At 61.0% G+C, this 12651-nt stretch carries 5 protein-coding genes, 1 other RNA gene and 1 pseudogene; 5 read left to right on the plus strand and 2 right to left on the minus strand.

Annotated features, from left to right (window positions below):
• Positions 1-370 precede the first annotated feature (370 nt).
• From SFUM_RS24170 to SFUM_RS19505, 4 genes and pseudogenes are all read left to right on the plus strand, one after another.
• Positions 371-442 (plus strand): annotated as a pseudogene (locus SFUM_RS24170) (SEC-C metal-binding domain-containing protein); the annotation flags it as partial.
• A gap of 1356 nt (positions 443-1798) precedes the next feature.
• Positions 1799-2254: a bifunctional nuclease family protein gene (locus tag SFUM_RS19495; protein WP_011700563.1), complete on the plus strand. Its 456-nt coding sequence runs from the start codon at positions 1799-1801 to the stop codon at positions 2252-2254.
• A gap of 405 nt (positions 2255-2659) precedes the next feature.
• Positions 2660-3829, plus strand: a complete 1170-nt coding sequence (locus SFUM_RS19500; protein WP_011700564.1) for a recombination-associated protein RdgC — start codon at positions 2660-2662, stop codon at positions 3827-3829.
• 21 nt (positions 3830-3850) lie between these two features.
• Complete coding sequence (locus tag SFUM_RS19505) at positions 3851-4903, plus strand: hypothetical protein (RefSeq protein ID WP_011700565.1); 1053 nt, start codon at positions 3851-3853, stop codon at positions 4901-4903.
• A gap of 88 nt (positions 4904-4991) precedes the next feature.
• Here SFUM_RS19505 and SFUM_RS19510 read toward each other — a convergent pair whose 3' ends face one another.
• A complete protein-coding gene (locus tag SFUM_RS19510; RefSeq protein WP_011700566.1) occupies positions 4992-7205 on the minus strand; it encodes a heavy metal translocating P-type ATPase in 2214 nt (737 codons plus the stop codon).
• A 183-nt stretch (positions 7206-7388) separates the two neighbouring features.
• Entirely contained in the window at positions 7389-11093 is a 3705-nt protein-coding gene (locus SFUM_RS19515; protein WP_011700567.1) for a YhdP family protein, read from the minus strand.
• A gap of 810 nt (positions 11094-11903) precedes the next feature.
• On the opposite strand from SFUM_RS19515, the gene ssrA reads away from it, so the two are divergent.
• Positions 11904-12257, plus strand: a transfer-messenger RNA (tmRNA) gene (gene ssrA / locus SFUM_RS22715).
• Positions 12258-12651 lie beyond the last annotated feature (394 nt).

Below are 12651 nucleotides of genomic sequence, written 5' to 3' on the forward strand. Positions count from 1 at the left end.
CGGGGGGCTCGGCACGTGCCCCGCGATTCGCGGATTGTCCTTCTTCACATGGCCACGGATACGCTTTCACTGTGTGACCGGCGCATATCCCTTTGACATGGCTGCTCAAAGTTGTTAAAAAGCGCTGCACTCCGGATGGCCGGAATTGGCCGTCCGATTACGCCTGCCCGGTCTGAAAGGAAAAATTATGCAAAGATCCGGACCAACCGCCGTGCCGGACCCCATGGCTCCCGTCTATGAAGTCCTCAAGGGAGGGGACCCGGTCGCCGCCTGTGAAAAATATGGAATCAGCCGCGAGGAACTGGATAAGAGACTGGAAGCCTACCAGGTGTCGCGCCGCCGGATGGCGCTCCAGGAGAACCTGTTTGCGGGCAAGGTCGGGCGCAACGATCCCTGTCCCTGCGGCTCGGGGAAAAAGTACAAGAAATGCTGTCTCTCAAAGCGGGAGGAAGCGCGGCGGAGTATTCCCGCCGAGCAGTTGCTGGAGATGGAACAGAGGGAAAAGGCCAGGGAGAGGCTCGAAAAAGAGATCAGGAAGGGCTTCGAGCTGCTCTTCTCCCGGGATTTCGCCAAGGCTGCCCGTTTTGCCGCGCTCCTGCTCGAATCCTATCCAGAGGATGACCGGCTGCACGATATCGTCGCCACGGTGCATCTGGCCACGGGCGACTACGACAGCGCCCTGCACCTGTGCCGGACGCGCTGGCAGGTTGCCCGCGAAGAGAAGATCTTCTACCAGGAAAACGGCTATCACAAAAGGGAAGGGCTGGATCGGTCCGTGCCGGTTCACTTCTATTCTCCGTCCACGTGGCTGGACAAGTTCTGGGTCGCACAGCGGGCTCGCACCTACCGCAGCCGGTTCCCCCTCGGGGACGACGCAAATTTGTTGAAATTGATCGATGCGTTGAAGACGGCCAACGATCTGGAGCGGTTTCCCGCCAGGCAGGAGGCCGGTTTCGAAGCCCGGCGGGAGGCCCTGGCCCCCGTCCTCGCGCAGATCGAAGCCCAGGGGAGCGCCGCCATTCCCTATCTTCTTCCGTTGTGCTACACGTTTTCCTGGGTCAGCCTGTTCGTGCCCGACCTGCTGCGGGGTTGCGGCACGGACGATTCCATTCGCCTGCTTGCGGAACTGGCCATGTTCCGGTTTCCGTATTTCTCCCAGAAATGCCTGCAGAACATCGAATCGTTCGGCGAGCGCGCTCTGCCGCAAATCGAGGCGGTGCTCGACGAAGACCGAGCCTTCGACGAGCTGAAGGTCGGCCTTCTTGCCGTGCTGGGAAATCTTCGCACTCCGGCTGGTTTCCGGTTGCTCGTCGAGTTCACCGAACACGAAAATCCCTACCTGGTGAATGCGGCCGCAGCGGCCCTGGAGCGTCACGGAAACCCGGAGGCCGAGCCGTTCCTTGACCGGGCCCGGAAGCGGTTGAAGGAATTCGACAGCATCGCCGGAGCTCTCGAAGAATTGGGGCGGCCGGAGCCGTGAAACGGAGGCTCACGCCTCAGGCCGGCGCATTTCCGCCGTCCCGCCGTTCGCCGCGATGGGGCGCTCCTTGCCCCACGCCCCGCGTGAGCTTTCCGGAGCGCTTTCGCGCGCGCGGGTCACTCCTTGAAAACGGGTTTCAAAGTACTATATATAAGTGGTAGTGTTCTCAATGCAGTGATTGTGACGGTCCGTGCGGCGCCGTCTGCGCCCGGCAGACGCACCTGAGGTTCATAAGATGGCGCGGGGCGGGGGCCGTTGCGACCGGGAATCCGGAACGGGAATTCCGAACGGACGACAAACAGCATGAGGGAGATAACCATGGAGTCGAAGGATTTTGTCGAAGCCAGGGAAGTATACATAAAGACGGACCGGATCCAGGGGAATATGGTGGTCCTGAAGGAATCGGAAAATGACACCCACTATTTCCTGATGTTTGTCGGTGACGCCGAAATCACGGCCATTGCCAAAGAAAAAGGCCTCGTCGAACCGAAACGGCCCTTGACGCATGACCTTTACATCTCGATTCTCAACCGGTCCGGGGTTGTCATCGAACGGGTCGAGATTTTCGCCATGCAGGAAAACACTTACTACGCAAAAATATACGTTCGAATCCAGGGTGAAGAGGCCGTTTTCGACAGTCGGCCGAGCGACGCGGTGGCCCTGGCTCTTCATCAGAAATGCCCGATCATGGTGAGCAAGAAGCTGTTGCGGCGTGAACTGAGCCCTGAGGAAATCCAGGAGTACGAAATGATCGTCAGAACGGTCAAATTCTGATGTTTTCCTTCCCCCGCTGGCCTCGCCGCATTCGCTTTTGACTCCGCAGGCATTTTCGACTAGTCTGACGGCTCGTCGTCATTTTTGCATAATCCTTTTCCGGGATGTCCGATCAGGGCACAGGCAGCCGGTGTGTTTCCCGGCTTTATTGTTTTTGCCGCTCGGCATCCCGACAACCAGGGAGGGTACATGGCCAAGCACAAGAAGACCGAGAGAAGGAAGGAAATCGACCGACGCCGCAGGAGAAAGGAAGAGGCAAGGAAGCTCAGAGCCAGGGAACAATCCGGGAAGACGGGTCGCTGACGCCGCATCCCGGCAACCGCATGATGTTTTATCGTGCCGGAGGGCTTGCAGGCCGCGGCCGTTGCGCCGTTCCCGAAAACCAGCTTACAGGATGAATCGCACATGGCAATTTCGTCTTCCTCAGCGACCTTTACCCGGTTCTTTGTTCCCGATGCAATCCGGGAGGACTTCTGGAGTTACGTGGACGAGAAGTTGAACGAAGGGATGTTCAAAGACCCCGACGACGGCCAGGAATTGGCCCAGGGATTCACTTCCTGGGAGGATTTCTTCGAATCGTCCTTCCCCTACGGCTCGTATCACAAAGGTGAATACCTGGCCTTCAATTTCCGCATCGACCAGCGCAAGGTGCCGCCGATCGTTCTGAAAAAGTACGTTCGCGAGGCGGTGCGCAAGCACCGGGATGAGAATGAAGGCAAGTGGCCCGCCCGCCACGAGAAGATCGAAATCCAGGAAAACGTCAGGAGCTGGCTGCTCAGCCGCGCGCTTTTCCAGCCCGTGGCCTGCGAGGTGGTGTGGAACACGGCGCGGAAATGGCTGCTCGTGGGAACCACGAGCGCCAAGCTCCTGGACGTTTTTCTCACGCATTTCGAAGACATGTTCCACATGTATCCGGTCCCTCTGTATCACGTTCACTGGGCGCTCAACCTGCTGCCCCTGGACGGGCGCCAGAAGGACCACCTCGGTTCCATGATCACGGTGCAGTCTCCACTCGCCATGGACGAAGGGCGTTTCCTTGGATACGAATTCCTGACATGGCTGTGGTTTTTTGTCGAGCATCACGGTGGGAGGATCGAAATCCCGGGGAAGGTCGCCGAGCTTCACCTCGGCGAGCGGTTCGTGCTCAACAAGCCGGGCGAAGGCATGGAACGAGTGGTGTGCACGACGCAGGCCAATTCGCTCCATGAAGCCCGCACCGGGCTGCGGCAGGGCAAAATGGTCCACGAGATTCAATTGTTCCTGGTGGTCGGCGACAACGAGTACACCTTCACCCTGGACAGCGCGCTGTGGACCTTCAAGGGACTGAAGACGCCCAGGCAGGCACGCGATTCGGATCAGGAGGATCAGGACGGTGAATTCCTCGAAAAGATGTTCTTCCTGGAGGAAGTGTTCTCGGTCCTGGACGTTCTCTACACCCGTTTCCTGTCCGAAAGGCTGGGGCCACACTGGGAATCCGAGCATTTGGGACTCATGATCAAGTGGATGGAAGGCGGAAAACCGGCGGGGGAGGAGGGCCCCGACACGGCAGCGGAGGCCGACTGCGCACCGTTTTGACGTTTTTTGGGCCGCTGAACCATGAACGAGCAATCCAGCCTGAATTTTTTTGTGGACCTGGTGTCCCGGCACTGGGTGAGCGTCGTCCTGCTGGCATTGACTGTGGGGACCATCCTGGCAATGGTGGTGGCCCGCTGGTGGTTGAGGCGCCGCCTGAGGCGGATGCTCGATGAGCAGTTCGAGGAGGATCACGAGCTGGATGCCCTGCCCTCTCCCGGGCCGGCGGACCGACAGGCGCTGGAGCTCATCCGCGAAATGCGCCGCGAGGTCTGGTCCGTTCCCGATGTGGAGCTGGAGCTCGGTCTCGATTCCCTCAATCAACGGGCGGTCAAGATCGTGCGGGCCGTCAGCGCGGTCTACCATCCCGAAGCCGAAGTGCCGCAGTACGAAGCGTCCCTCATCGAATCCCTTCAACTGATCCGACGGGTCACCAACAGGATCAATCGGATTGCCCAGGCTCCTCCGTTCCGGTATCTCGGCAACCGCAAGCTCAGTGACTTTCAGCGCTACTACCAGGTGTACCGCAAGCTCAACGAGCATCCCATCATGCGGATTCTGCGCAGGAATCCGCATCTGCAGCGTATCGCGGGATGGGCCTTGAACGTGAAAAACCTGGGAAATCCGATGTACTGGGCGGGCAAGGAACTGAGCCGCGAGGGTTACTTCTTCCTGTTGCGGTGGTTTCATCTCGCCTTCACGAGCCAGGTGGGCAAGGAAGCCATACGCCTCTACAGCGGCCGCCGCTTTCTCACCGAGGAAGACCGCGATGCGACCCTGGTGTGCTATCGGCTGTTCGCCGTCACCCTGCAGTGGGGAGGGCCTTCCTCCGCCGAATGGGCCGCGCTCGTGGAGTACATTGCCAATCACACCGCGCTGGAAGCCGAGACCAAGCTGCACGTCCTGCAGCGCTGCGCCCGCGGAAAGCTGCCCAGGGATCTCGACCGGCAGAGGCTTCGGACCAGGTCGGGGCTCAAGTGGTACCGCGAGGGATTGAAACGACTGCGGGGAAAAGAAACCGAGCCCTCGCCGGACAAACTCGCCATCCTCCAAAAAGAAGACGGCGTGCTGGAGTAGACGGATGTCGACGGACTGACGGAGAGCACCGATTTGTCTGCTCGCGGGGTGACGAAACCGTCATGGAGCGTGGTGTTCGGGTGTTTGACTATGCCGCTGTTCCGGTGAGCGCGGGCGAGCGGGGGACGGTATCGCCGAGCAGCCGCAGCCCGTTGAAAATCACCAGGAGCGATGCACCCATGTCGGCCGCGATGGCCCCCCAGAGGTTGGCCAGTCCCATGACGGACAGGACCACGAAGAGCGCCTTGACCCCGAGGGAGAAGGCGATGTTCGATTTGATGATCCCCAGGGTCCTGCGGGAGTGCCGGACCAGCCACGGAAGTCGGGTGAGGTCGTCGGACATGAGGGCGATGTCGGCGGTCTCGACGGCCGCGTCGGACCCCATGGCGCCCATGGCGATGGATACCGAGGAGGCGGTCATGGCGGGCGCGTCGTTCACTCCGTCGCCCACCATGGCGGTGGGGCCGGATTCCTGCTCCATTTTCGACACGAGCTCAACCTTGTCTTCCGGCAGCAATTCCGAATGGAATTCATCGACGCCGATCGCACGGGCCGCCTGTGCGGCGGTCCGGTGGTTGTCGCCGGTGATCATGACGACCCGGCGGACACCGAGGGACTTCAATTCCCGGATGACCTCCCCGGCCTCCGGTCTCACCATGTCGGCCACGCTCATCACGCCGCAGATGTGATCGTCACACCACATGGCCACCAGTGAATGTCCCGCGTCTTCGAGGCGGCAGGCCATTTCATGGAACAGCGGGCTTTCCCGCTCGAGGCTTTCCAGCATCCGATGACTGCCGATCCAGTATGGCCTGCCGTCGATCACCCCTCTGGCTCCCATGCCGGGAAGAATCGTGAAGTCCCGGGCCGGCGTGTACTCGATGCCCCTGGCCTGCGCCGCGTTCAGAATGGCTCGCGCAAGGGGGTGAGTGCTGTGCGATTCGAGGGCGGCGGCATTCAACAGCAGACCGCTCTCGGTGTGGTCGTCCATCGGGATGATTTCCTGAATGCGGGGTTCTCCCCGCGTCAGAGTCCCGGTCTTGTCGAAGGCGATGGAACGCAGGTGCGCGGGAGCCTCGAGGAAAGCTCCGCCTTTGATCAGGACTCCATGGCGGGCGGCGGCGGTCAGCCCGGAGACGACGCTCACCGGGGTTGAAATGACCAGGGAGCAGGGACAGGCGATCACCAGGATGACAAGGGCCTGGTAGAACCACCCGGTCCAATCGCCTCCCAACACCAGCGGGGGGGCCACGGCGATCAGTCCCGCCAGGATCATCATGGCGGGCGTGTAGAACCGTGCGAACCGCTCGACCCACTGTTCGGCGGGCGCGCGACGGGCCTGGCCTTCCTCGACCATCCGGATGATGCGTGCCAGAGTGGTGTCGCCGGATGGTCGCGTCGCGCGGAACTCGATCGCGCCCTCGCCATTGACGGTCCCCGCAAATACGGGGTCTCCCATTCGCTTTTCCACCGGGAGGGATTCGCCCGTAATGGGCGCTTCGTCGACCCATGAGGCACCCGCCGTGACGGTGCCGTCCAGGGGAATCTTTTCGCCCGGGCGCACCAGAACGGTGGCGCCCACCGGGACGTCGTCCACCGGTTTTTCTTCGATATCTCCGTCCGTGGGGCAGATGAACCGGGCCGTCCGGGGTGAAATGTCCGTGAGTGCGCGGATGGCGTTGCGGGCGCGCCCGACGCTCCAGGATTCGAGCAGCAGGGCCAGCGAGAAAAGAAAGGTAACGGACGCCGCTTCGGTCCACTGGCCGATCCATATGGCGCCGACAACCGCGACGGCCATCAGCAGGTTCATGTCGGGTTGAAGATTTCTTGCGGCAAAGAAGGCTCTGGGCGCGATATTCCAGCCGCCGGCGACGATGGCGCAGGCGTAGAGCATGACGGTTCCCGGGGGAAACGGCCGACCGGCGTGTTCTCCGCCCGCCAGCGCCTCGAGGAAGCTCCCGTTCTGGAAAACGTGAAGGAGGAATCCCGCGACGATCAACAGACCGGAGGCGCAGCACAGCAGAAGGCGGCCGTGGCGCCGCCACAGGCCTTCCTCGACCGCGCACACGCCGCCCGAACAGAAATCGACCCATGGAACGGCCTGCATCCCCGTCGCGGCCACCACCGCCGTGATCTCCTCCGCGCGTATGGGGGGGCCGGAGGACACCACCGTCATCTTGCCGTTCAACAAGTCGAAGGACAGGTTCAGCTCGCCGCCGACCAGAGGCCCTACCTGCCTCTTCAGAACGGAGATCTCGTCCCCGCAGCACATGCCCCTGATCCGAAAGGCCATCCTTTCCATCAGCGCGATTTCCCTCTTCTTTTTCCTTCGATCGGCACTCCGCGCAAACGTCGCGTCGCCGTGTGCCCGGATAACCCCGCCGGCGCTCGCAACCGCGATGAAGTGTCGTTACGCCCCGCTGCCCGGTGCCTTATGTAATATAATGCATTGGGTCCCGGAATAGAACGCGGCCGCGGTGCGATTTCACTTCACTTCGGTGTCGGGCGGCGCGCCGCTGGGGGAGGTTTCGGGAGATTCTTGATTGCGAAAGGGCTCAAGCAGGGAAAAGGGAAGCTCGAAAGTTCGCTTCATGAAGCCGAGCAAACCCGAACCCACCGCGGAGGGCGACAGAGGGATCACGGTGGGGTCCGCCAGGTCGCCGGTGACCCGCACGGGTATGGAAATGAGGGTGCCGTTCATCAGCTTGCCCACCACCGGAACCTTGTCGATGATCCGGTCCACGGTCCTGAACGGCGCCACAATGACGATGAGGTTCACTTTCCTGTTCACCAGGTCGACCTCGCCTTTCCAGACCATCCGCACGCACGAGCCGTCCACCACCGAGTTGTCCAGGATCAGCTTGCCGTCCTGGAGCTTTCCCGCGGCCTTGATGGTGTCGTAGGAACATCCTTCGGTGAGCAGGTCCGGAAGCCTGCCGCGGAAAATCTCGGTGAAATTGATCAGAGTGAAGATCTTCGCGAGGATTTCGAAACGGTACATGCGGCCCTTGCGGGCCAGCAGCTCCAGGTTCCCGGACAGCAGGCCGAGCGCGTCGTCGTTCACATTCGCGGCCGAGACGTTCCCCTTGAGGTCGAAAGTGCCGCTCAGGAGGCCCTTCCTGTTCCACAGGCAGGTCAGGGTCGAGTCCAGGTCGAGGCCGCTTCCCCCCGGTTTGAGATTGATCTGCATGCGCCCGTCGGCGATGTTCACGGTGCCGGGGGTGGGAATGCCGCACAGGTCGGCGCGCATGATGTCGATGTGCACCTCGTTCTCGAGAAAGCGCACGGTGCCCTGGACCGGACTCCAGTTGAGGCTCCCGAAAGTGAAGTTGTCGATCCCGGTCCTGAGTGTTCCCCGGAGCTTGAGGTCTTTGCGTTTTTCGCTCGTTTTCGGAGTCGAGGCAGGGACGGGCGCCTTGCGGGTGTCGTCCCAGATCCCTTTAAGCTTCTCGAAGTCGACTCTGTCGGCGGACAGGTCCATGTCGAGCTTGAATCCGCTCGGAGTGAACTTGACGCTTCCCACGACATTCATCCTGGCGTCCAGCCAGTTCACGCGGGCGGATCGCACTTTCAGCTTGTTGCCGTTGGCCGTGAGCCTGGCGGTTTCGATCCGGGCCGGTGTTCCGAGCTTGTGCGAGTAGACGAAGCCCGCCGCTTCGAGTTGCCCCCAGGCTGTGGAATTCATTGGCTTGTTCAGGCGGATATACGTCTTGAAGTTGCCCCGTATCCAGCCGCCGAGGAGCTCGTTCCGGATCAGGAGACGATCCGCGGTCTTGTTGCTCAGGACTCCGTAGAAACCCAGCTTGAAACCTTTTTCCCTGATCTTGAGCGACAGGAACGCGTCGGAATCGTTGTCCTTGATGCTCAGCCTCCGGATGTCGATTTGGCCCGGAATCCTTTCCAATTCCATGGACACACGCGGCCCCCCTTTCGGAACCATGTTCGCTTCGAAGAGTGTCCTGCCCGTCCTTTCCCACACCAGGTGAGCGTCGGAGACGGCTACGGGCGCGGCGTTGCGGTACGTGGCCGGAAGGTCGATAAAGTCGTGGAAAGACCGATTCGCGTCGACGCCCACGTTACCCTGGAAAGTCAAGTCCATGGAGCTGAGGTTTTCCATGTATCCCTTGAGACTTCCGGAAACGGAAGCCGAGGCGTCCTGAAACCGGGTCTGGCAATCCTGGAGCAAGAGGGTTTCCTGGTCGCCTTCGAGGCGGCCCCGCTTGACGTTGTACGGCGCGGGAAACACCGGAATCTGCACGACCGCGTCGTCGACGCTTCCCTTGCCGGTGAAGATCCACTCCTTGGGGTAGAGGATGGGGCCCTTGAAATCAAGGGCGTCCAGGGAGAGGGTCCCTTTCACGACGTCGAAGGGTCTTTGAATCCCGCGGTTCTTCTCAACGCCCCTCAACAACGGGTGGACCTCGTCAATGTTGATCTTCGCCCCCTGTTGCCGGGCGGTGATCTCCATGTAATGCTGTTCCCCCCAGCGATAGAGCAGGTTGATCCGGGAAAAGGAGGTCTTCCCGAATGAACCGCTGAAGCCCGACGTCGAAATCATCCGCTCGTCGAAAAGGAGCGATTCGCCTTTGAGATCGATGCGATAGGGAATGCGCGCGTAGTCTCCGGACAGCTCGAACGCTCCGACTTCCACCCGCGTGTTGACGTCCCGCAGGCTCTCCCCCAGGATCAGTTTCCCCGTGGCTTTGCCCTCCACGTTCTTCATGATGGCCAGTTCCTGCAGGAAAGCATCGCTTTTCACCGTATTGTCGAGAACCGGGGGCAGGTCGGCGAGATCCGCGTCGATCAGGATGTCGAGGTGAAAGGTCGAGTTGTCTTTGGTGAGGCCGACCCTGAGGAAACCGTCCCTTCCCCGGGAGTTGCCCGTGCGGCCGATGAGGCTGGTTCCTTCGAGAACGTTGTTGGTGATGACCACATCGCCCACGACGTCTTCCACCGTCATCTTGATTTTCGGGATGTACACCTTGCCGTGGTGGATGTTGCCCTTGATCACGATGTTCTCGGGCTTCCGCAGATCTCCCATGCGCTTGCCCCGCGTGCTGAAGGTGATCCGAGGCACCTGGCCTTCCTGGATGATCTCGAAAATATTCTGGACGACGCGACGTTCTCCCTGTAGAGCCAGGGCCACTTCGCGCACAGACGAAGCCCCCATGTCCCGGCCTTCCAGTTCCAGGCTGACCGTGGATGAGGCGGGGTCCCGCAAGAAATGGCCGGTAAGGTTGGCCTGGGGGTACAGAAAATCGAGTCGCGTCAGGTCGATTTCGAGTCTGCGGCCTTCCAGCGCGAAGGAGCCTTGGACGGCGCCGCCCTTGAGGGCAAGCTGGTCGTCGTCGGTTTCGATGAGGGTGACGATCGGCGCGGAACCCTGAAAGAATGCCCGCATGTTCCGTGGACCTTCGCTCACCAGGGTCGCGTCCAGGTCCAGCCTCGATTCGCCGAAACGCATCGCGGCGCCGGGAAAAAGGTAAGCCCAAAGCGGTTCCGGCGAGAAACCGTGGAGAATCACCCGGCCGCTGCTCGACAGATCCCTGGGGTTCATCCAGCCGCTGACGATGAGGCTTTCCCAGAGGTTGGACCGCATGCAGTCGGCGCTCAATTCAAGCCGTTCGGAGGTCATGGCGGCGCGCGCGTTCACTTCGCGGAACCAGAAGCGACTGCCCGCGGCATCCCGGCATTCGAAGCTGCCGTTGGTGATCCGTATGGTGATTTCGTGGGTCTCGGGTTTGAGCAGCGAAATGAGGGCTCGAACCCCCTTTTCGGCGGACCTTCTGCTGAAGCTCGTGGGCTCGGGCTGCGCTTCCACTCTCGGCTGCGGAAGCGTGATGGAGAACTTGGGAGACTCCAGCCGAATGATGTCCGCCTTCAACTCGCCCTTGAAAAGCGGCAGGAGCCTGGGGACCAGGACGAGGGTGTCAACGGTGCCGTCCAGTTTTCCGGGGAGCGTCAGGCCTCCGGAATGAATCAGGAGCCTGGGAGTGGGCAGGAAGGAAAGCTCGAGTTTCCTGAACTCGATGTGAAGGCCGGTCTGCTCGCGGACGTCGGTGAGCAGCTTTTCCCTGACCGATTCCAGGCCGATCACCCGCGAGGCGATGAAGGGGGCGGCCACCAGCGTTAGGAGCAGTAATGCGGCTCCGCCACCCGCCCACAGGGTCATTTTCTTCCGTCTGGTCATACCAACCGTCTCCGGGGCGGTGCTCCGCCGGCGATTCCTACCGGCGCTCCACGTCAACGACAACCCCGCTGGATTCGTGTCGAACAGGTGCCACTCCATCCGACGCCCGGCAAGGGTTTATTGTCTACAGCCCGCCGGATTATCCGCCGGCACGGGCGCACGGCGCCACAAATGCGCGCGGGCCGTCGTCGGACAGCCAACCTGGAAACATAGCAAATTTGGACTGCGACGGGCAAGTCATATGGCTTCAACAACCGGCTTCCACTTGCGGAATCCGCCCGCGCGGGACGATGCGCGACGTCATGACCTCTAACGGATTGTCCTGCGCCGGAATCCGCCCGGGCGGGACAGTGCCGTCATCCCTCCCGAAAAAGCCATGGCACTCAAACGAGATCCCGCCCGCGCGAACCGCGGTTAGCTATAAAGCTAGGACTGGCCTAGTTTTACAACCAACGAGATCCCGCCCGCGCGAACCCCAGCCGTGACGACGCCGCGTCCGCCTCGGATTTCAAACCGGGAATCCGCATGCCCGGGACTCTGCCGAACCCCGATTCCATCATATGGTTCACCAGGTTGGAGAATCCGCGTGCGAGCTCCCGTCGCGCTCGGCGGCGATTTTGTAGAAAAGGACTGCCGAGAATCCGCCCGCGCGAGCTGCCGTCACTCTCGAACCCGCGGTCGGGGCAATGAATAAGACGGCTCGGAGAGCCGGACGCACGCGGTCTGACGCACGCGGCTTTCGGTAGCAGCTTGACTTAACGGGCCAAAGGGTTAATATACGATTGCCATCGTCTGTTTTCCTGCCGAAATGGGGGCGAAACGGGTTCGACGGAGGTAAAGAAGCTTACGTTGCATGCCGAGGTCCTGACTCCTCGTAAAACCGTTGGGGCTAAACACAAACGCAGACGATTATGCGTACGCCGTAGCCGCGTAAGCGGCTACCGTTCCCGCGGCCTTCTCCTGCGAGGCCGTACGGAGCGTCGACTCAGCGGGATGGTTTTCGGCGTGTTGCCTGCAGCGCCGCGAACGAGACTCTGCGGGCTAGCGAAGGCGGCATCCTGCCCGTGGGAGGCTTCCGGAGCGAAACTCAAAATGCGGGATAAGCATGTAGAAGCCTAGGCGGAATGCTTTCGGACGCGGGTTCAACTCCCGCCGCCTCCACCATTTAGAAAAGACAAACCCGTCTCTCTGGGGTCATTCTCCGGGGTGACGGGTTTTCTTTTTCCCCTTGTTTCTAAAGGGTTTGCGCCCGTTTCACATCTTTCCAAGGCACCTCTCCGCACCATCGATTCTCCCCATCTTCCAGCCTTTCTTTCTCTGTTTGGCCCCTGATTCTCTGTTTTCTCCGGACCAAGTCCGAAGCTCGTCCGGAAAGCTACATCCTTGATTGATATGGGTTTGCGGCTGATTGCCATTTTGGGCGGTTGTCTTAGGTCATCGTTCGATGCCGCAACCGGACGTTTTTTTCGAAATCGCCCGCCTCGGCCATGAAAAGAAGCGCGGTCAACTCCGGCTTCCTGCCCCCTAAAGAAGAAAAGCCGACGCTGATGGTCGGCTC

The sequence above is a fragment of the Syntrophobacter fumaroxidans MPOB genome, assembly GCF_000014965.1.
GTDB classification, from domain to species: domain Bacteria; phylum Desulfobacterota; class Syntrophobacteria; order Syntrophobacterales; family Syntrophobacteraceae; genus Syntrophobacter; species Syntrophobacter fumaroxidans.